The sequence below is a fragment of the Streptococcus oralis genome (assembly GCF_023109195.1).
GTDB lineage: Bacteria > Bacillota > Bacilli > Lactobacillales > Streptococcaceae > Streptococcus > Streptococcus oralis_BV.
Map to the genome: position 1 here is coordinate 857,053 of NZ_JALDUB010000001.1, position 20,954 is coordinate 878,006.

14 protein-coding genes are annotated in these 20,954 nt (G+C 40.8%); 3 read left to right on the forward strand and 11 right to left on the reverse strand.

The window, feature by feature from the left end; translation table 11 throughout:
* Window positions 1-59 precede the first annotated feature (59 nt).
* Window positions 60-1,439 carry a H2O-forming NADH oxidase gene (gene nox / locus M1F65_RS04260; protein WP_247925536.1) on the reverse strand — a complete coding sequence of 460 codons (1,380 nt, stop codon included), beginning with the start codon at window positions 1,437-1,439 and terminating at the stop codon, window positions 60-62.
* A 307-nt stretch (window positions 1,440-1,746) separates the two neighbouring features.
* Here nox and M1F65_RS04265 point away from each other — a divergent pair, with 307 nt between their 5' ends.
* Genes M1F65_RS04265 through M1F65_RS04275 form a run of 3 tightly spaced genes read left to right on the forward strand, consistent with a single transcriptional unit; the run spans window position 1,747 to window position 4,562 of the window.
* Complete coding sequence (locus tag M1F65_RS04265) at window positions 1,747-2,676, forward strand: FAD:protein FMN transferase (protein WP_247925696.1); 930 nt, start codon at window positions 1,747-1,749, stop codon at window positions 2,674-2,676.
* 18 nt (window positions 2,677-2,694) lie between these two features.
* Complete coding sequence (locus M1F65_RS04270) at window positions 2,695-3,300, forward strand: NADPH-dependent FMN reductase (RefSeq protein ID WP_000915929.1); 606 nt, start codon at window positions 2,695-2,697, stop codon at window positions 3,298-3,300.
* A 17-nt stretch (window positions 3,301-3,317) separates the two neighbouring features.
* Window positions 3,318-4,562: an NAD(P)H-dependent oxidoreductase gene (locus M1F65_RS04275; RefSeq protein ID WP_000673672.1), complete on the forward strand. Its 1,245-nt coding sequence runs from the start codon at window positions 3,318-3,320 to the stop codon at window positions 4,560-4,562.
* 84 nt (window positions 4,563-4,646) lie between these two features.
* On the opposite strand, the gene M1F65_RS04280 is transcribed toward M1F65_RS04275, so the two are convergent.
* The 10 genes from M1F65_RS04280 to M1F65_RS04325 all read right to left on the reverse strand — a co-directional run bounded on the left by M1F65_RS04280 (window position 4,647) and on the right by M1F65_RS04325 (window position 20,783).
* Window positions 4,647-4,904, reverse strand: coding sequence for a DUF896 family protein (locus tag M1F65_RS04280; RefSeq protein ID WP_000371291.1), 258 nt, complete (start codon window positions 4,902-4,904; stop codon window positions 4,647-4,649).
* A 41-nt stretch (window positions 4,905-4,945) separates the two neighbouring features.
* Complete coding sequence (gene glyS / locus M1F65_RS04285) at window positions 4,946-6,982, reverse strand: glycine--tRNA ligase subunit beta (RefSeq protein WP_084860122.1); 2,037 nt, start codon at window positions 6,980-6,982, stop codon at window positions 4,946-4,948.
* Window positions 6,983-7,242: 260 nt separating this feature from the next.
* The gene (gene glyQ / locus M1F65_RS04290; RefSeq protein ID WP_000038733.1) at window positions 7,243-8,160 is read right to left on the reverse strand and encodes a glycine--tRNA ligase subunit alpha; all 918 of its coding nucleotides are present in this window, start codon (window positions 8,158-8,160) and stop codon (window positions 7,243-7,245) included.
* 383 nt (window positions 8,161-8,543) lie between these two features.
* Entirely contained in the window at window positions 8,544-8,915 is a 372-nt protein-coding gene (locus tag M1F65_RS04295) for a GFA family protein (protein ID WP_000912017.1), read from the reverse strand.
* Window positions 8,916-9,231: 316 nt separating this feature from the next.
* On the reverse strand, window positions 9,232-13,743 hold the full coding sequence (locus tag M1F65_RS04300) for a S8 family serine peptidase (RefSeq protein WP_247925537.1): 4,512 nt from the start codon (window positions 13,741-13,743) through the stop codon (window positions 9,232-9,234).
* Between the two features lie 289 nt (window positions 13,744-14,032).
* Window positions 14,033-14,875 carry an aldo/keto reductase gene (locus tag M1F65_RS04305; protein WP_247925538.1) on the reverse strand — a complete coding sequence of 281 codons (843 nt, stop codon included), beginning with the start codon at window positions 14,873-14,875 and terminating at the stop codon, window positions 14,033-14,035.
* Window positions 14,876-14,956: 81 nt separating this feature from the next.
* Window positions 14,957-16,348, reverse strand: a complete 1,392-nt coding sequence (pgdA, locus tag M1F65_RS04310) for a peptidoglycan-N-acetylglucosamine deacetylase PgdA (RefSeq protein WP_247925539.1) — start codon at window positions 16,346-16,348, stop codon at window positions 14,957-14,959.
* Between the two features lie 103 nt (window positions 16,349-16,451).
* Window positions 16,452-18,179, reverse strand: coding sequence for a septation ring formation regulator EzrA (ezrA, locus tag M1F65_RS04315; RefSeq protein ID WP_247925540.1), 1,728 nt, complete (start codon window positions 18,177-18,179; stop codon window positions 16,452-16,454).
* A gap of 80 nt (window positions 18,180-18,259) precedes the next feature.
* Entirely contained in the window at window positions 18,260-20,206 is a 1,947-nt protein-coding gene (gene gyrB, locus M1F65_RS04320; protein WP_247925541.1) for a DNA topoisomerase (ATP-hydrolyzing) subunit B, read from the reverse strand.
* A gap of 13 nt (window positions 20,207-20,219) precedes the next feature.
* Window positions 20,220-20,783, reverse strand: a complete 564-nt coding sequence (locus M1F65_RS04325) for an HAD-IA family hydrolase (protein WP_025168831.1) — start codon at window positions 20,781-20,783, stop codon at window positions 20,220-20,222.
* Window positions 20,784-20,954: the final 171 nt, after the last annotated feature.

The window sequence follows — 20,954 nt, forward strand, 5'->3', positions numbered from 1 at the left end:
GACAGAAACAAGAAAAAAACTATCTGACCTTCAATTAAGGCCAGATAGTTCATCAATTTTTATTTTTCAGCTGTAAGTGCAGCCATTGTGATGTAGTTGTAAGGTTTGTTAAAGTGTGGCAAGAAGAATAGATCTGTCAAAGCCAACTTATCAATTGTCACATGCTCTTGGATAGCAAGTGAGAACATATGAATTCCCATGCTGATAGCAGAATCACGTGATACCATTTGAGCGCCAAGAATTTCGCGACTATCTTTGTCAAAGACAATCTTGATGGCAACTTCATGGTTGTCATGCTTCATAAATTCTGGTTTTTGAAGATCGTTAAAGCCTGTTTCAGTTGCGTTGTAACCAGCAGCTTTAGCTTTTTCAAGAGTCAAACCAGTTGAAACCATGTGAAGACCGTAGATTGATATACCGTTTGATCCTTGTACACCGATTCCTTCAAGTTCGTGTCCACAAGCGTTGTAAGCACCAACGATACCAGTACGAACAGCGTTAGAAGCAAGCGCGATGTAGCTAGTGTCTTTACGAGCGTTGTCATAAACAGTCGCACAGTCACCCACTGCATAAACACCTGGAATTGATGTTTCTTGTTTCTTGTCTACAAGGAAGGCACCGTTACGGAAGAGTTCAATCTTACCATCAGCAAGAGCTGTGTTTGGACGGAAACCAACTGCAAGAACAACCATATCCACATCAAATGTTTCTTTGTCTGTTACCAAGCGTTCAACTTTACCATCACCTTGGATAGCTTTTACTGTTTGACCAAGTGCCAAGCGGATGTTGTGGTCTTCCAAGTTCTTCGCCATCATTTGAGTGAAGTCTTTGTCGTAGTAGCCGTTCAAAACAGTGTCTACGATATCGACAAGAACAACTTCTTTTCCAAGACGTTCGAAAGCTTCAGCAAGTTCAACACCGATATAACCACCACCAACAACTGCGATGCGTTCAAGGTGTTTGCTCTTGTCAGCAAGTTTTTCGATAACTTCTTCTGCGTTTTGGTACAACTTAACAAATTGAACATTTTCAAGTGTTGCTTTGAATTCGCGGTTGCCCTTAACGATTTCAACACCTTCGATTGGAGGCAAGATTGGAGTTGAACCAGTCGCAAAGATCAATTTGTCATAAGACTCTTTATGTTCTTGACCTTCAACTTCTGCTGTCACAACTTTATTGTCATAGTCGATTGAAAGAACAGGTGAGTTCATGTAAACTTTTGCACCCTTAGCTTCCAATTTTTCTTTATCAGAGTAGAACAAGCCTTCAGCTCCGTCGATTTGCTCCCCGATCCAAAGCGCCATTCCACAACCAAGGAATGAAATATTTGAGTTTTGGTCAAATACAACGATTTCATTTTCATGTCCAAAATTGTCCAACATAGTATTGATACATGCTGTACCAGCGTGGTTAGCACCAACTACAACGATTTTACTCATAGAAAATTTCCTACCTTTAATTTAAAATTTACCTTTCTAGTATAACATTTACTGTTAGCGTTTACAAGGTATTTGCTTAGAATTCTCTTATTTTAAGCAATTTTAAGTTTTATTATATTATTTTTTTTGAGTTTCTATCTTTTTTTATATTTTTTGAGCATATTTCTTGACTTTTTGTTAAAATTTATTTGTGAAAACGCTGACTTTATGTTATGCTAGAAACATGGAAATAAAATGTAAGGGGTTCAATTCTCGTAAATTTAACCTAGCTTGAATATTTCCTTTGAAGAAGAAAGGAGTTGGTAGCTTGCCTCTTCGTTCACGTTCTGAACGACTAATGGGAACAACTATCACGATTTCATTAGTAGATGAACAGGCAGATTGCCTGCTTCAAGGAGCCTTTGATTTACTCAGAGAGCTCGAGTACCGCTTCAACGCCAACAGTCAAGAATCCGAATTGATGGAGATCAATCACCAGGCTGGAATTGCTCCGGTCAAGGTCCATCCTGACTTATTTGAACTGATTTCTCTTGGACTTGAGCATAGCCTAGCTCCATCTAGCCATCTAAACATCAGCATTGGCCCCTTGATTCAAATCTGGCGAATCGGTTTTTCAGATGCTCGACTCCCCGAGCTAAACGAAATCGAAGCTGTCTTGCCTCTAGTTGACCCGCATTTTATCAAGTTAGATCCCGCTAGCTCTACTGTATTTTTAGAGAAAAAGGGAATGAAGCTTGATTTAGGTTGCTTAGCTAAAGGCTATAGTGCAGATAAGGTTGCTCAGTATTTAAAAGTACACGGAGTCACTTCTGCCTTGATTAATCTCGGAGGAAATATCCTCACCATCGGGAACAATCAAGCCAAAGAAGGGAAAGACTGGCAAATCGGTATTCAAGATCCGCGAAATCCTCGTGGCAATCATCTCCTAACCATTCCTGTTTCTAATAAATCCGTCGTCACTTCTGGTATCTATGAACGGCACCTGACAATAGACGGAGAAGACTATCACCATATTTTTGATAGCGAGACAGGATTCCCTGTCGAAACAGAGCTCGCTAGTCTAACGATTATCTCAGATAAATCCGTCGATGGTGAGATTTGGACAACCCGCCTTTTCGGAGAACGTAGCGCTTCTATCCTCTGGCAAGTCGAAAGTTTAGATGGCATCGAAGCCATCCTCATCGACAAAGAGGGACGCCTTGCTTGTTCTTCAGGCCTTCAAAATTGTATTATGTAAAAAGAGAAAGGAAATCTCATGCTAAAACTTATTGCCATTGTTGGAACGAACTCTAAACGTTCTACAAACCGCCAATTGCTCCAATACATGCAAAAACACTTTGCTGATAAAGCTGAAATTGAACTCGTTGAAATCAAGGACATTCCTGTTTTCAACAAACCAGCAGATAAACTTCTTCCTGCTGAAATTCTTGAAATTGCTGCTAAAATTGAAGCATCTGATGGTGTCATCATCGGCACCCCTGAGTACGACCACTCAATCCCTGCAGTTTTGATGAGCGCTCTTGCTTGGCTATCTTATGGTATCTACCCACTTTTGAACAAACCAATCATGATCACTGGTGCTTCCTACGGTACACTTGGTTCATCTCGTGCCCAATTGCAACTTCGTCAAATCTTGAACGCTCCTGAAATCAAGGCAAATGTTCTACCAGATGAATTCTTGCTTTCACACTCTCTTCAAGCATTTAACCCAAGTGGCGACTTGGTTGACCTTGACGTCATCAAGAAATTGGATGCCATCTTTGATGACTTCCGTATCTTCGTGAAGATTACTGAAAAATTGCGCAATGCACAAGAATTGCTTCGCAAAGATGCAGAAGAATTTGACTGGGAAAATTTGTAAGATAGGAGACCGAAAGAATGAAATTTGTTGGACTTGTTGGATCAAACTACGATCAATCATATAACCGCAAACTCTTGGAATTTATCCGTCGCAATTTCAAATTCAAATTTGAATTAGAAGTTCTCGAAATTGACGAAGTTCCAATGTTTAACCAAGACGAAAAATGGGACGAAAGTTTCCAATTGCGATTCTTGTACAACAAGATTACACGTGCTGATGGTGTCATTATCGCCACTCCTGAGCACAACCACACTATCTCAGCTTCACTCAAATCTGTACTTGAATGGCTTTCATACGAAGTTCATCCATTTGAAAACAAGCCTGTTATGATTGTGGGAGCATCATACTACGACCAAGGAACTTCACGTGCCCAAGTTCACCTTCGTAAGATCCTTGACGCTCCAGGTGTCAATGCCTACACACTTCCAGGAAATGAATTCCTTCTTGGTAAAGCCAAAGAAGCTTTTGATAACAATGGAAACATCACCAACGAAGGAACTGTTAAATTCCTTGAAACTTGCTTAGATAACTTTGTTAAATATGTAGGAGTCGTTTCAAAATTGAAAAAACCAAAACCAATCGAACCAGAAGACTTGGATTGTGGAAAACCAATTGCTACAACCATTACAGAAGTTGATCCTGACGATCCAGAATGGGTAGAAAAAGTTGCAGCAATCACTGGAGCTGTTTCTGGTGATACCTATGTCAAATTGGACCACGGTATCTTGACCGTTAACCAAATTGATATGTTCTTGAAAGCTATGCCGTTTGAATTGACATACGCTGACGACAACAACCAATTCCTCTACTACAACAACGCTCACCAAGATCCAGACACCATGTTTGCTAAACGTGTACCACCTCAATCAGGTAGCCGTATGTCGACTGTTCATGGATCCCTCCCACCAGCACGTATGAAGAACGTAGAGTGGGTTATCGGAACACTTCGCAACGGAAACCAAGAATACGTCCGTACGATCGTTCCAGGTTCTCCTGCAGGTGTCATCAACACCCACAACTACCAAGCAATGTACTATCCTGATGGATCATACGCTGGTATCAATGAAATCGTCTTTAACTTCCAACCATGGCTTGACTGGTACCTAAAAGAGACTGGTCAACGTTTGGTAGGTGGTAGCGGACCATTTGCTCCTGCAGCTGGAGGTCATGGAGACGCCGATGCTACTTCTGGCGCTTCTGATTCAGGTGATGCTGGAGGCCACGGTGGTGACGCTGACGCTACATCTGGCGCAAGCAACTAAGAGAACAAAAGGAGCCATTTGGCTCCTTCTTTTTTGTTGTTATCAAAAAAGGGTTTTGTATATCATCTACAAAACCCTTGAATTTTATGAATTTGGATCATCTAAACTACGGCCATGCAAACCTTTTTCACGTTGTACCTGACGTAGTTTTTCTGGTGTGACGTCATTTCCTTCCTCATCCACAATTTTAATTCCTTCAATGTGGTGACGAACAGAACGACGATAGCCTTCGATGTACTCCTCACGAAGTTTAGCTTGTTCCACTTTTTCAGCAGAAGTTAAGCCTTCTGTTTTTTTCTTTTTGGCAAGCTCGTTGATACGAGCGATTTTTTTCGGATCCATTTCTTCTCCTTTGTGATAAGATACAGTCCGTTTGACTGAGTTTATTTAGTATTGATTTGGTTAAAACGTGCGAGCTTAGCTGCTTTCTTGGTTAATTGCGACAAGATAGCCAAGCGATTTTGTCGGACAGCCTGGTCTTCAGCCATTACCATAGTATTTTCAAAGAAAGCATCAATAACTGGGCTAAGCGCAAAGAGTTGCTCTAATTGTTGACTTGCAGTCCCTGACAAAACGAGTGATTCTACTGCTTCCGCCAAGGCTTTCTCTTCTTCATTCTCAAAGAGAGCAGGATCGACCGTGTCAGAACCTTCTGCCTTCTTAGCCAAGTTGAAAGCACGTGATAGGGATTCGACAGACGATTTGAAATCTTCTTTCTTGCTTGCTTCGACAAGAGCACTTGCTGCTTCTAGCATATCTGCCACAATAAAGTTTGAACTTGCAAGGACTGCTTCCTTGATATCTTTTGGAGTAGAACCCATCATCTTATCAACACGAGCCTTGATAAAGTCCATAACCTCGGCTTTATTTTCATAAGTCAAGCTGTCAAATTTCAAACTGTAATGGCTATCAATCAACTCATCCATAGCAATGTGCCAACCAAAAGCATCCAAGATACGAACCACACCTTGCGTCGCACGACGAAGAGCATAAGGGTCATTAGAACCTGAAGGAATCAAGCCTACTGAGAAGAAACTCAAAATTGTATCCAATTTGTCTGCAATGGCTAGAATGGCTCCAACCTTGCTCTCTGGAAGTTCTCCTTCGGCTGATGTCGGCATGTAGTGTTCACGAATAGCAGCTGCCACCGCTGGAGTTTCTCCAGCAAGAAGGGCATATTTTTCACCCATAATACCTTGGAGCTCATCAAACTCACCAACCATACCCGTCAACAAGTCAAACTTGTAAATGGCTGCTGCACGCGCTAGGTCAACCGTTTCATCCACTGACAAACCAGCCTTTTCTGCCAAAAGAATGGCAATCTGCCCTGTACGAATCATGTGTTCACGAAGAGAACCAATCTTTTCGTGGAAGGTCACATGGTTCAATTTTTCGACAAGGTCAGAAATGACCAATTTTTGGTCTTCACGCCAGAAGAATTCACCGTCTTCCAAACGAGCAACTAAGACTTTTTCATTACCCTTGATAACATTTTCCAAATGCTCTGCGTTTCCGTTACGGACTGAAATGAAGTTTGGTAAGAGTTTACCGTCTTGATCACGAACAACAAAGTAACGTTGGTGCTCTTTCATCGAAGTTACCAAGACTTCTTCAGGCACTTCAAGGTATTTGGCATCAAAACTTCCCATAAAGGCAGTTGGGTATTCAACCAAGTTCAAGACTTCATTGAGCAAATCAGCATCAATTTCGATACGTACACCATGTTCAGCCTCGATTGCCTTGATTTGGTCAACAATCATTTGCTCACGTTCACGAGGATCCGCGATTACAAACTGCTTACGAAGATCTTCTTCATAACTCAAAGCTGACTGAATCTTAGTTTCTTGTCCTAAGAAACGATGGCCACGACTTACACGACCTCCCTTAATATCAAGAAAATCCAAGTCAAACTCTTCTTCATCTAAAAGAACAGTTAAAGTGTGTACAGGGCGGATGTATTCAAAAGTGTTGTTAGCCCAGTGCATGCTGACAGGGAAAGTCAGTGACTTCAAGACGTCTACTACACCTGGAACAATGGCTTCAACTGGTTGCCCCACTTCTTCCTTGGTAACATAGACATATTCTTCACCCTTGATTTCACGGAATTCAATATCTTCAACTGTCAAGCCTTTCCCACGGACAAATCCTTGAGCTGCTTTGGTGAAGTTTCCATCACTATCCAAGGCAATTTTCTTTGCTGGACCCTTGAAATCTTCGGTCAAATCAGACTGTTTGTCTGCAAGACCAGTCACACGAACAGCCAAACGGCGTGGTGTTGAGAAGGTTTGAATGGCTTCAAAGGAAAGACGATTTTCTTTGAGGAAGGCTGCCATTTTTTCACCTAGTTGTTTTTCACTTGGAGTTACCACATAGGCTGGTAACTCTTCAAGACCGAGTTCTACTAATAAGTTTTTTGTCATGTTTTTTCCTTTACATTTTCTTCAATCTTTTTTGATATGCCCCTTAGGTACTGGGGATGTCGCTAACTAACTTTTGTGAGTCTGTAAGGAAATCTTATACCAAATAAACTAAGATTTCCAACAGTCTCATCAAAGTGGATTTAGCTGACTGATTTTTGAACCCAAGGTTTCAAAAATCCCCACATAACAGTACGGCGGTGCATATCCCTTTAGCAAGTCTTCGACTTGCCTTTAACGATTTTAGATCACAGTATTACTTACTATTCTGCATCTTCTGCTAGGAGTTTAGCTCGTGTTGCTTCATCCAAAAGTGGGTAACCTAGGCGTTTGCGTTCTGCGACAAAGGTTTTGGCTACGACACGGGCCAGGTTACGGATACGGGCGATATAGCCTGCGCGCTCAGTTACAGATACGGCACCACGCGCGTCAAGCAGGTTAAATGTGTGTGAACATTTGAGAACATAGTCATAGGCAGGGTGAACCAAGCCTTCCTCCAAAGCGCGTCCTGCTTCTTTTTCAAACTTATCAAAGTTTTCCAACAACATTTCTTGGTCCGAAATTTCAAACGAATATTTTGAGTGCTCGTACTCAGGCTGGATAAAGATTTCTCCGTATTTTACACCATCGGCCCACTCGATATCATAGACAGAATCAACTTCTTGAATGTAAGAAGCCAAGCGTTCCAAACCATAGGTAACTTCCGCAGTCACAGGCCCAGTTGCCAATCCACCGACTTGTTGGAAATAAGTGAACTGAGTGATTTCCATGCCATCAAGCCAAACTTCCCAACCGAGACCTGCAGATCCAGTCGATGGGTTTTCCCAGTTGTCCTCAACGAAACGAATATCGTGCTCCAAAGGATTGATGCCCAATTTTTCCAAAGACTCAAGGTAAAGTTCTTGGATATTTGACGGAGAAGGCTTCATAACTACTTGGAATTGGTGGTGTTGGTATAGACGGTTAGGGTTTTCCCCGTAACGACCGTCAGCAGGACGACGTGATGGCTCTACATAAGCCGCATTCCATGGCTCAGGTCCGATAGCACGAAGGAAGGTGTAAGGACTCATTGTACCTGCACCTTTTTCATTGTCATAAGCCTGCATAAGCATACAACCTTGGTCATTCCAAAATTGTTGCAAAGTCAAAATAATTTCTTGAAATGTTAATTTCTTAGACATTGTTTACTCCTTTTTCTATAAATTACTTGCGACACGAGTCTGCCTCGTCGATTATACGGGGCAAGACGAGTTAGTACTGCGTCTAGCTCAGGCACTCTAATGCTGAGCGTGGGGCAGTCCGACTGTAAGGAGGTCTCTGCCACTGACGCAGTGGAAAGTCAATTTCTTAGACATTGTTTACTCCTTTTTTTATAAATTACTTGCGACACGAGTCTACCTCGTCGATTATACGAGGCAAGACGAGTTAGTACTGCGTCTAGCTCAGGAACTCTAGTGCTGAGCGTGGGGCAGTCCGACTGTAAGGAGGTCTCTGCCACTGACGCAGTGAAAAGTCAATTTATTAGACATTGTTTACTCCTTTAATTTATATTATCTTTTTAGATTTATTCATCAAGCAACCAAGAAAAAGCTGGGTCCTGAAAAATATGACGTTTGGGAACAGTTTGTAAATTCTGATCGCATTCATCTATTGTACCTAATTTTAAAGCACAGACTTCTGGTATATTTTCTTGAGCAGTGAAAATTTGACTATGACAGTTCTGACAGTAATAGCGTTGTTTTCCTGGAGATGAACTATAGGTAACCAACTGTTCTTTTCCATGCAATACTAGGTTTTTACTGCTAACTTTGGCATTCACTGTATAGGCAGACGCAGTTGCTTTCCGACAGAATGAGCAGTGGCAAAAAACTAATTCCGACAATTCCTCATCTAAAGTGTAGGTCACTGCTTTGCATAAACAAGATCCTTTAAGCATTATGCTCCTTTCTACTTAGGCATTAGACGAAATTCAAAAAGAACCGAATTTCAACACCCAAGCCTTGCGACTAGGGGCGTCTGAAACGCGGTTCCACCCTAATTTATTACTTCATTGTTTATAAAAATACGACAGAAAGCGCCAGTTTCTTACCTTGTCCTACTTGGCTCCCACTATCCCAAGCTCGCTGAAGAACGCCATAAGACTTTCTTTCCTAGCTAGTATTATAGCAGATTTTCTAGCCAGTGTAAACCAAAAATGAGTCTGAAAACAAAGTTCCAGACTCATTTAATAGTAAAGCTTCAGAAAGTCCTGTTTAAGGATGTCTTCTTGCTTTTGGTTTTTTGCCATGTAGATTTCTCTTGGCTTGTTTCAATGCTGTAATGGCATCTTTGACATCTTCTTGGCTCGCTCCTGGATCTTTAAGGAGTTCCTGTGCCTCTTTAAAGGTTAGGAGATAAGCTGCTTTTTCTTTCTTGTCTGCATAGATAAATCTCGCGTTCTTTTCTTGGAAAAGGCGTTCATCTTTGACCAGTTTCTTCAGACTAGAGAAGTCAGTAGCTTTGCCATTTAGTTTGCTTTTAGCTGTTGCTAGGGCAATGAGAGATTGGTCAATTTGATCCTGTTTAACTTTAGGATCCACAGCTAGTAAGGCGATTTCTTGGAAGGCACGATCATAAGCTCGACGTACTTTTTCCTTAGCATTAGCATATCGTCCAGTTTTAGTCGTTGCATAGTAAGCTTTCATAGCTTCTTTCAAGGCTGTAACGTTCGAATCTTTTCCATCCAAAGCCTTACCAGCAACTTCAAGACTAGCAAGAACACCATCAATCAATTCTTGCTTCAACTTGCTTGACAAGGCTGACTGTGCCACTTGGAAAGCTTGGTCATAAGCTTTTCTCTTATCTGCACTACTATTAAAGTAACGAGACGTTTCTACCAGTTCTTTTTGTTGATTTACCGCAGCAATCAAGGCCAACTTAGACACAACAGATAGACGCAAAGCATTATTTCGACCTGGCTTCACGAGCAAGGAAACGAGATCTTCAAGGAGTTCATATCCAGTTGGCAAGGTGACTTGTACAGTATAACGACCTGTAGCAACTTTCTTACCAAAGGCGTATTGACCGTATTTTTCAGCAGGAAGAGTGATACTTGTCCCATCTTCTCCTTTCAGAACCACTGTAGTCGTCTTTGGAACTGCTTGATTGAAGGAAACAGACACAGGTGCATATTCTAAGAGATTTGCTAGGAAGGTAATGGTTTGGAAACTATTTTCTTCAGTCAAGTCAAACTCTTGGGACAAGGCACTGATAAATTTCAATTCTGTTCGGTCATAACTGAAAATTTCTGCTGTATAATGACCAAACTGTAAGAAATGAATCGCTTTTGTCTTGTCAACATCAACATATTGTCCCTTGCTATTTTTGATTCGATAGACGTAGAGGGTATCAATATCTTGGTTTGTTTTTGCATCCTTCAAGGCAATTTTCACTCGACCACTATTTTGATCGCGTACAAGTTCAGCAAGTGAGATATAATCTACATTTCCTGCATAGTCCTCAACAAGATAGTAAATATTAGCCTTGTCAACATCCTTAGGAAGTGTATAACTACCATCAGCATTGGCTTTGATCAGATGGGTGTTCTCAAGCGCACGAGTTCCAGACTGGTCTTTCCCAGATAGAATCATGGTCCCTTTCTGGTCAAATGGTGTGATATAGAAGACTTTTTCTGAAAGGAAACCGCCTTGACCCACATCTTTTGGTTTGCGAGCTACGAATTCTTGGTTTCCATCTTTAAAGCGAATATAACCACTTGTGATGACAGGTTTTTGAGTATCAATTTGAATCTTAAAGGTCGTATATTGTTCTTTGGCTCCTGGAACATCTGGTGTGTAACTAATAACATAGTCATATAAACCATCTGCAACAGTATTCCCATCAAAATCCTGGCCTCTCCAAGCAGTATTATCTAGAATATAACTCTTCAGATTTCTACTGTCTCCATCAAAATAATTCTTACGAAGATCCTTTGCATCACCCTCCCAAATAGGATGTTCATGCTTGGTATCCGTAGCCGCATAAACTGTAGCCCGAAGATTTACAAGATTTCTCAAAGCAACCGTTTTGTATTCAACTAGGTCTTTGTTTCCATCATCATTTGGAGAAATGGCAATACGGACATTCCCTTTTTCGTCCAACTGAAGAACATGCTTACCTTCAGCATTTTGTTCGATTCCAAGAACGGTAATTCGGCGTCCTTGGCGTTGACCTTTAGACACTAGAAGGTCATTTTGCAAGGTTGCGAGATAGGTAGCATCATTAGAGTAGTTAACGGCAGGATTTTCCTTGTCTACTTCCGTGTAAAATCCATTTTTCCCTTCTCGGACAAGGTTGTAAATTGGTTTTTCGACAGCAGGGAGATTTTGGAATTCTCCTCGGAAGCCCATAAATGCAAGACTCACAACATCCCCATCATCTGCTGGATCTACAAATCGAACAAAACCTTCAAGGAAATAGCCATTTGGCATTTGTTTGCTGAGTTCAGTAGCAAATTTTCGAGCATCTACTTTAACAGTGACTGTTTGACTGCTGTGGGCTTTGACTGTCACTTCTGGCCAGACTGTCTCCGTTAGTTTTCGAGGTCGAAGGGTGAATTTTCCATCTTGGACCTCGTCTGTATTGGTATTCACTACCATCTTGAGAGTGCGGTCAGTATCTGAAATATTGTGTACAGTGACCTTGAAAGTAAATTGATCTCCAACATTTCCTAAAGTCACGCTTGGATAACCATTTTCACCCGTTACATAGAGGTCGGTTGAAACTGCAGCAGCTGTATCCACAATACCAGAACCTTGCTGACGAGGAGAGGTATAAGTGCCTGTGTCCTTATTAACATGTGGTTTTGCAGTTGACATGATCAAGGCCTTGACAGTCTCTGATACTTGCTCAGGAGTCAATTCTGGATGGTGTTTTTGAAGGTATTCCTTAACCAGAACTGCAACACCCGTAACGTGAGGAGCCGCCATACTGGTTCCGCTGATACTACCGTAGGTATTGTCATTAAAGGATGAGTAAATATTGCCGCCAGGAGCTGTCACGTCCGGTTTCAATTGTCCATCGGTAGTCACTCCCCAACTTGAAAAGTCAGATAGCTGATTGGCTACATCGGATGGGCGATTATCCATCTTGTCATTAAAAACAATCTTGTAGTTTCCTGATTTTAAGGCTTCACCATACTGTTTAGAAATAAATACAGAAGGAATTTTCTTTGCTTCATCATCAATAGCCATATTGATATTTGCACCTTCTACATTATTGTAGATCAAAGCACCAACTGCACCGTGTTTTCGTGCATTTTTGATCTTCTCTGAAAAGTTCATGGCTCCACGCTGAATGAGGGCAAGTTTCCCAGTTAAATCCAACTTCGCAAAGTCTTCTTCACGACCTAAGCCTGCTTCGACGTATTCGTACTCTTTTCCTTTTTCAAAGTCCTTATCTGCTTCAGGTTGATTATAATCAAATTTTCCGTTATGAAGGCCGGCATTTCCCTCTAGACCTTTAACTTCAAAAACGGCTGTTGTCAATGTTTTATTGTTGACAGAAGCAACTGAAATCGAATCCTCAACAGTGGATGGATTTCCAACCAAGCCATAGTCTGGGTTTTCAGCTAGTGGTTTTGAATAACCATTTCCGAATGTATTACTATTTCCTGCTGAGATAAGAACAGAAACTCCCTTGGCACGAGCCCGTTTGATGGCATCCACAATATCAGAACCAGCATCGACCATAGAACCAGTGCTAGATCCCAAACTCATATTAATGGCATCTGCTCCTAAGGCAACTGCGTCATCAATCGCCTTTACATAAAGAGCAGAACTGGTCGTCTTTTGGCGATCTGAAAAGACACGCATAAACATAACTTGGGCTTCTGGTGCAACACCATAGACCTTTTCACCATTCGGTGCTTCTTTATCAGGGTTTCCAGCTGCAATCCCTGTTACGTGCATCCCATGAGAAGTTCTTTCTGCTTCTTTGATCTTATCTGTTCCGTCAAAGTAGTCATAGGCATAGACAACCTTATCGCTATACCATTTACCGTAGTCGATTCCAGCAGCCTTTTTAGCTGCTTCGATGGCTTCCTTGTTTTTAAATTTTGCTTTTGACGGATCCGAAATTCGAAGAACCTCATGATTCAAATCAAGCCCTGAGTCAATAATGGCAACAACGGTCCCTGTCCCCTTGTAACCAGCCTTCCAAGTTTTCGGTACTGTGATGATATCATTGCTTGAAAGACTATTTGGTTTTGCAGACTCAGCTTTTTCTTGTTCTTTTTCAGTAGTTGCTATTTCTCCAGTAGTTTTAGGAGCTGTCGTTGCTTGAGCGTCTTTGTTCTCTATGTTAGAAGCCTTCTCAGTAGCAGGCGCTGGACTGGTAGCGACTGTTGTTTCTTTTTGAACGACACCTTGATTTTCTTCTTTTGCAACTGCGCTATCTTTTCCTGATTCTTGGACTTCAGCAGTTTTATCAACCGGAGCTTCTACCTTAGCATCTTGTTTACTAGCATCCTCTTTAGAAGTTTCAACTTCTTGTTTCTCTCCAACTACTGGTGCAATCCCATTAGTATTGGTTTGGTCAGTCGCAGAGTTTGAGTGTTTATCGTCTTTTAGCTCTGTCTTGATTGCCTGAGTTTGTGCTTGATTTTCACCTGTACTCTGCTCATTGGCACTGACTTGACTTGCTCCAAAAACCAATGCAGTTCCCAATAAAACTGAAGCAAGACCAAATTTGTATTTCCGTAATGAAAAACGTTGTCGTCTATTCATAAATAATCTCCTTTTTCTTTAAAGTATACCTATTATAACGCAAATAATCATAAATTTTCATAAAAATCTGAATTGTCACAAAAATGTAATATTTACGTATATATTTTGCTTATTTAATTTTATCATTCGTGTTATTTGCTCCATCAAACCAATATTTTCTAAATTCGTTCCTATATTTCAATCCATAAAATTATTTTATTATACAAACAATTTAGATTTTTTATACACAAAAAGACTAGGATTTAAAAATCCTAGTCTTTGTTATTTCGGTATAAATAGATTTCACAAACTAAAAATCCATCTCATCCACACGAGGTGCGCCCGAAGTCACTGAAATTGTCTTTAAGATTTCTCGCTCGTCTTTGCTGAGTTCAATTCCAAAACAGTCAAGATTGCTCTGGATACGAGAGGCTGTCACTGACTTAGGTAGGGGTAAAAAGCCTTCTGCCAAACTCCAAGCCAAGGCGATTTGAGCCACTGATTTCCCATGCTTAGCAGCAATTTCTTGGACTTCTTTCTGTTCAAACAACTCTCCTTGGCCAAAAGGTCCCCAAGCCTCTAAGAGAATTCCTTTCTCTCTACAGTAGTCAACCACTTCCTCTTGATAAACTCCTGGTGCCAAGCGCACCTGATTGACCGCTGGAATGACTCTTGCTGTCTCAAGCAAGGCATCCAAATGATGGGGAAGGAAATTACTAACGCCGATAGCACGGACTTTACCTTCTTGGTACAGGTCCTCCATCGCTCTCCAGACTTCAGCATTGCGAGTTTTCCATTCGTCATTTTCTCTTAAAGGTTTTGGATTCGGCCAATGGATAAGGTACAAATCTAGATAATCCAATCCCAGTTTTTCCATTGATTCTTCAAATGCTTGGCGTGCTTCATCATAGCTGTGATTGGTATTCCAGAGTTTGGTCGTTACAAAGATTTCTTGTCGTGGAAGACCGCTATCTCGAATAGCGCGACCAACACTTTCCTCATTTTTATAGATAGCTGCAGTATCGATATGTCGATAACCATCCTTTAAGGCTTCTAAAACGGCTTGGTAGGCTACCTCTCCATTTTCAGCTTTCCATGTTCCAAATCCTAGTACAGGAATTGAAACTCCATTATTAAGGGTGTAAGATTTCATCGTTTTTCCTTTCTATGTGAAGAAAATCTAAAGAAACAAAATCCTGATTATCAGAACACTTGCCCCTTTAGATTTTAACAATTATTGATCACGATCGTAATAGATCTCGTGAGCTTTCAAGCGAGAATTGAGCAATTCAGGAACGGTCACAAATGTATACCCTTCACCCTTTAAATACTCAATGACACTTGGTAGAGAATTAACTGAAGGACCATGGATATCATGCATGAGGATTATAGAACCATTGCGAACCTGACGTTGAATCTCTGTCAAAATGGCTGTCTCATTTTTACTCTTCCAGTCCAAACTATCCACGTCCCACATGATGAAGCTTAAATCAAGGCCGTTTCGAATATCATCAGTGATGGCACCATAAGGTGGGCGCATCAGTTTAGAGCTTGATCCTAAAACTTGAGTTAACAGATCTTCTGTATCAGTGATTTGCTTTTTAGCATCTTCGAGCGAAAGTTGTGAAAGAACGGGATGACTCCAGCTGTGGTTTCCTACAACATGACCTTCTGATTTCATTCGTTTTAGAAGATTTTCATTACCTGCAATGTTTTTACCAAGTACAAAGAAGGTTGCTTTTACACCATATTTAGCTAAAGTATCCAAAGCCTGCGTGGTTGTAGTTGGATTTGGACCATCGTCAAAGGTCAAGGCTACAACCTTTTTATTTTTCTTAGCAAAGTATGCTTGGTAAAGTTCAGCATCCTTTTCTAATAGATAAGAAGACTCAATGACATCAAAGAAACTGGATATTGGTAAAGCAATTTCCTCAACAGTCTCTCCAGCATTAGCAGGATAAAGGATGATTTGACTATCCTTATAATCAAAGCTCCAAGATGTCAATTCTTGGTCTGTGAAGCTCTTTATAACTTGATCAATTTTTTCCTGGTCAAGTTTCTTATCTTCTAGAGTTGATTTGATTTGAGTCAGTAAGAGTTCCTTAGCCTTGCTTGCATCTTTGAAAAGTCTACTGAGGTCAAAATCTTTCCCATCTTCAGTTAAGAAAATTTTCCCTAAGGAAGTCTTTTCTTTTTCTTCAACCTTTAATGCAGACAAATCATAGACTTGCTTGCTGATATTACGAGCAACAACTCCCTTTAAGACGGGGTCCAACTGCTCGGTATAATAAAAGACCAAATCCTCTTTATCTTCCAGCTTTTCTTTGATATCCTGGTTGATTTTTTCTCTAACAGACGCAATGACTTCTTCTCCTTGCAGAGGGTAGTAGGCAATCACCTCAGCTTGGCCTTTTCGAAAATGGTCCTTCTGACTACCTGAGTTGAATTGCAGGTCCTTTTCGCTTTTTAGCGCTTCAATTTTTTGTTCGTAAGATTGCTTTTGTAGTAGCTTATAACCAATAGCACTCCCTAATAGAATCGTAGCAATTCCTAAGATTCCAACAAAGGAAAGCAATAGCCTTCTCGTTTTATCGTGAGAAACACGTTTCGCTCTATTTTTTTTCATATTTCCATCATATCAAATCGAGGCTATTATTTCAATGATAAACAGGGATTCTGTCTTTTTTTAGGAAAAGAAAAAAGCTTAGAAATCTTCTAAGCTTCTATTTTTAAAAACGAATCGCTTCACGTGTTTTCTCATATGAAGTTACAAAACGGTTTGTAACCCCTGGTTCAGCAACTTCCAAGGCTTGTGAAATTTTTTCAAATGATGCCTGGTAGTCAAACTCTTTTTCAAAAATTTCAAGCGCTTCGTTGAAGGCCTCTTGGATACGCTCATCAAATGAACGGTAACGGTTTGAGTATTGGAGTAGTTGCTCAGTCAAGGTTGCATATTGAACGATATCATAGGTTTCTGTTTCAAGTGCTTCCATATCATTTGTTGCGACTTCAAGAATTCGTTTAACCGATTCAATATTCACTTGTGGTTGTTCTAACTCTGCCATCAAATCTTCTGTGTTATGACTTGCAGTAAAGAAAAGTTTCAAGAAACTTTGAGGAATACCTGGCAAGTTTCTCTTCTCCATGTAACGTTTGATAGTATGCAAACGGTTCACATAGACATTTGCTTTTTGGCGAGCATTGAGGTCGTCTTTTTCAATTTGGGCAAGTCGTTCGCTAACAGAGATTTGCTCATCCTCTATATCCTTGAGGTTGCTTTGAAGCATTTCCAACTGTTCTTCAAGAGCAGAGTAGGCTTGTGTTGACTCACCTTGATCCTCTGTCACTTCCATGATTGCTGTATCAAGTGCAGCCAATTCTGCTTGAAGACGACGAACATGATTGCCATCGCTTTCAGGAAGAAGGTAGGTTTTAGTCAAACGTTCAAGATCTTGAACAAGCACCTGATTATTTTCTTTCAAGTGGTTGAGATAAGTTGGTAATGTCGAAAGAAGACTTTCAACCACTTTTTGAGCTGCAATTTCACGAGTGAAGATATCATAAAGTGCGTTGATTTCTTCTTGGATGCGATTATTTTCATACTCTGCATTGTCCAATTCCAACTGACGAATATTTTCTTGATTATTTTTCAAAGACTCATGCAAAAGTTGGAAACGGGATTCAATATCTGTTTCTGTAAAGTGGTAGTTGGCATCCAACAGCTTGCGATAACCTTCTTCCAAATCTGCCAATTGTTCTGGCAGTTCCTTTGTCAAGGTTTCAACAAGAGCTGGAATTCGCTCAACGATGTGTGTCAAAGCGAGAATATGATTTTCAGTTGAATCAAGAATTGCTGCCGCTTCAACCGGGTCACCTGATGAATTTAGGGTAACAAATTGAGAGAATTCAGATTGGATGTTTTCCAATTGTTTCTCAATCTCAGGAAGGGCCTTCCCATATTTCTCCGAGTCTTCTGCAACGGTATGTTGAAGGGATTCAAACAAGTCCAAGGCATGAAGGACACGGCCACTATTCTTAGATTCTTGTTTTTCAAGATCAGAAAGGGCATTGCGAATAGCTGCAATATCTTCTTCAATCAAGCCGATTTGGCTTTCAATTTGATCAATCTTGTGAGCAGCTTTGAAAAAACGGAAAGAATTGTTGTAGCTTTCAGCTTCAAAGAGGTGATTTTCGATATCAGCAAATGAGTTCAGAGATAAATCAACCCATTTTTGGTTCCATTCACGGAAGGTCACCTGACTTTGACCAATCAAGTGCATGTTTTTAACGGCTTCAACCTCATCATTTACAGGAAGGTTGTAGAGTTCTTCTTTTCTTTCTTCAAGGGCCGTTAATCTGCTTACATTACGCTTACGTAAAAAGATGGCTGTTACATAAGCTAAGATCAGAATGACTGCAATTGCAACCATTAGATAAATTAGTTGTCCATTAGACATATCAAACTCCTTTTATACTAGAAACAATCGTAATGATTATATCATATTTTTTAAACCAAGGGAACTATTTCCCACATTTTTTAGACGTCAAGTGTACTGTAAACAGCGTTTTCTTCGATAAATTCGCGACGAGGTTCTACTCGATCTCCCATCAACATATCAAAGATTTTATCTGCTTCGGCAGCATCATCTATCGAAACACGCGCCATCAAGCGATGTTCAGGATCCATGGTTGTTTCCCACAATTGGTGGTCATCCATTTCTCCCAAACCTTTATAACGTTGGATGGTTGGTTTTGAACGCCCTTCACTATGACGTGCTAAGGCTTCTTGGAGTTTAATTTCTTGATCCGCACCTGGCTGGATGTATTCTTTAATCTCACTTCCAACTTTTACTCCGTAAATTGGCGGTTGGGCAATGTAGACATATCCAGCTTCTAAGATTGGTTTCATATAGCGATAAATCAAGGTTAGCAAGAGAGTTCGAATGTGGGCTCCATCAACATCGGCATCGGTCATCAAAACGAGTTTTTGGTAACGAGCCTTAGTGACATCAAATTCTGCCCCAAATCCTGTTCCCATGGCTGTGAAAAGGCTGCGAATTTCTTCGTTGGCAAGGATTTTATCCATGCTAGCTTTTTCAACGTTCAAGATTTTACCACGAATTGGAAGGATAGCCTGGAACTCACGGTTACGACCAGATTTGGCTGATCCACCAGCTGAGTCTCCTTCGACGATGAAGAGTTCAGTTTCAGCAGGGTTGTTAGAAGAACAGTCTGCTAGTTTTCCTGGCAAATTGGAAATTTCCAAGCCAGATTTCTTACGAGTGACTTCACGCGCACGCTTGGCAGCCACACGAGCCTTGGCAGCCAAAATCCCTTTTTCCACGATACGCTTAGCAATCTGAGGATTTTCCATGAGGAAATCAGAGAAGGCATCGCTGAAGAGGCGATTGGTAATCTTGACTACTTCACTATTCCCCAGTTTGGTCTTGGTTTGTCCTTCAAACTGCGGATTTGGATGCTTAACTGAGATAACTGCTGTCAAACCTTCACGGACATCTTCTCCTGTTAGGTTATCTTCATTGTCTTTTAGTAGCTTATTCTTGCGGGCATAATCATTGATAACACGCGTCAGAGCTGTACGGAAACCTTGCTCATGTGTTCCACCTTCATGGGTGTGAATGTTATTGGCGAAACTCATAACGTTTTCGTGGTAACCGGTTGTGTACTGCATGGCTACTTCAACTGTGATATCATCCATCTCACCGTCTGTGTAGATTGGTGTATCAAAGATCACATCCTTGTTCTCGTTGATATATTCAACGTAGCTAGCAATCCCACCCTCATAGTGGTAATGTTTAGTCTGTTCGAGACCTTCACGCCTATCTGTGATGGAGATTCGAAGGCCTCGATTCAAAAAGGCTAGTTCTTGAATACGTTTGTTTAATTTTTCAAAGTCAAAAGTTGTTGTTTCTGTAAAAATCTCTGGATCTGGTGTGAAGTGAACTGTTGTTCCCGTTTTATCCGTATCTCCAACCACCTCAAGATCAGCAACAACATGACCACGACGGTATTCTTGGTAATGAATCTTACCATTTTTGTGGACATGAACATCTAGTTGCGTTGAAAGAGCGTTTACTACTGATGAACCTACACCGTGCAATCCACCTGAAACCTTGTAACCGCCACCGCCGAATTTTCCTCCAGCGTGAAGAACTGTAAAGACGGTCTCAACAGCGGGACGTCCTGTCTTTTCCTGAATATCAACAGGAATTCCACGCCCATCATCCACTACGGTGATGGAGTTATCTGGCTCTATAAAGACTTGGATGTGACTGGCAAATCCAGCTAGGGCTTCGTCAATTGAGTTATCAACGATTTCCCATACTAGATGGTGAAGACCTTCTTTTGAAGTCGATCCAATATACATACCTGGACGCATACGAACAGCTTCAAGTCCCTCCAAAACTTGAATTTGACTGGCATCATAATCCTGTGCCTGTTGATTTTTGATTTCTTCTGTCATTTTTTCCCTTTTCTTACATGTCTATTGCTTGTCTCAATGTCGCAACGTTATTAAAAAGATAGGCATCTAAGCCAGCAGCTTTACCTGCTTCTACATCTATATTTCTGTCACCAATGACCAAACCAGATGTAATATGATATTTATCACGTAAATAAATCATGGACTCAGGATCTGGTTTTCGTTTAAAGCCAGAACTGGCGGTCACCACCTCGGTGAAGTAGTTCGCTATCTGGGTCTTAGCAAGAAGTTCTAGAACTTGGTCATTTCGATGAGAAACCAAGAAATGGCGACCACCCTTGTCCGAAACGTCTTTGAGTAATTCTGGAATTCCCTCAAACAAAACTGGATGTTCTAGCTCACGCGCTTCATTTTCTTTATAGTTCTCTAAAAAATCCTCGATATCTGGTGCAAACTTCTCGATGGCAAAAGCTGTCGAAACCTTCAAAGCTTCGTAGACTCGGTCGTGTTCTTGCTCTATTCCGTATTGGGCTAAGGTTTCTACAAAGGCTGCAGTAGAAGTCTCATAATTATCCAATAGGGTACCACCTAAATCCCATATATAGTCGTGATATTTCATACCCTTCATTATACCATTTTTTTATGAAAAAAGCGATGATTTCCTAGATTTTTCGGCTCTATAATTTATATAGAGAGTAAAACACTATTGCATCTATGGAGCCTTTTTGTGAAGAATAGCTCCTCTATAAATAATCAAGCAAAATCTTTCTTATCTCAAATGTACAAATTA

Coding starts and splice junctions, on each gene's coding strand:
- M1F65_RS04300 (WP_247925537.1), bottom strand. CDS start 13,743: ATGAATAGACGACAACGTTTTTCATTACGGAAATACAAATTTGGTCTT.
- glyQ (WP_000038733.1), bottom strand. CDS start 8,160: ATGTCTAAGAAATTAACATTTCAAGAAATTATTTTGACTTTGCAACAA.
- pgdA (WP_247925539.1), bottom strand. CDS start 16,348: ATGAAAAAAAATAGAGCGAAACGTGTTTCTCACGATAAAACGAGAAGG.
- nox (WP_247925536.1), bottom strand. CDS start 1,439: ATGAGTAAAATCGTTGTAGTTGGTGCTAACCACGCTGGTACAGCATGT.
- gyrB (WP_247925541.1), bottom strand. CDS start 20,206: ATGACAGAAGAAATCAAAAATCAACAGGCACAGGATTATGATGCCAGT.
- glyS (WP_084860122.1), bottom strand. CDS start 6,982: ATGACAAAAAACTTATTAGTAGAACTCGGTCTTGAAGAGTTACCAGCC.
- M1F65_RS04325 (WP_025168831.1), bottom strand. CDS start 20,783: ATGAAATATCACGACTATATATGGGATTTAGGTGGTACCCTATTGGAT.
- M1F65_RS04270 (WP_000915929.1), top strand. CDS start 2,695: ATGCTAAAACTTATTGCCATTGTTGGAACGAACTCTAAACGTTCTACA.
- M1F65_RS04295 (WP_000912017.1), bottom strand. CDS start 8,915: ATGCTTAAAGGATCTTGTTTATGCAAAGCAGTGACCTACACTTTAGAT.
- M1F65_RS04280 (WP_000371291.1), bottom strand. CDS start 4,904: ATGGATCCGAAAAAAATCGCTCGTATCAACGAGCTTGCCAAAAAGAAA.
- M1F65_RS04275 (WP_000673672.1), top strand. CDS start 3,318: ATGAAATTTGTTGGACTTGTTGGATCAAACTACGATCAATCATATAAC.
- M1F65_RS04305 (WP_247925538.1), bottom strand. CDS start 14,875: ATGAAATCTTACACCCTTAATAATGGAGTTTCAATTCCTGTACTAGGA.
- ezrA (WP_247925540.1), bottom strand. CDS start 18,179: ATGTCTAATGGACAACTAATTTATCTAATGGTTGCAATTGCAGTCATT.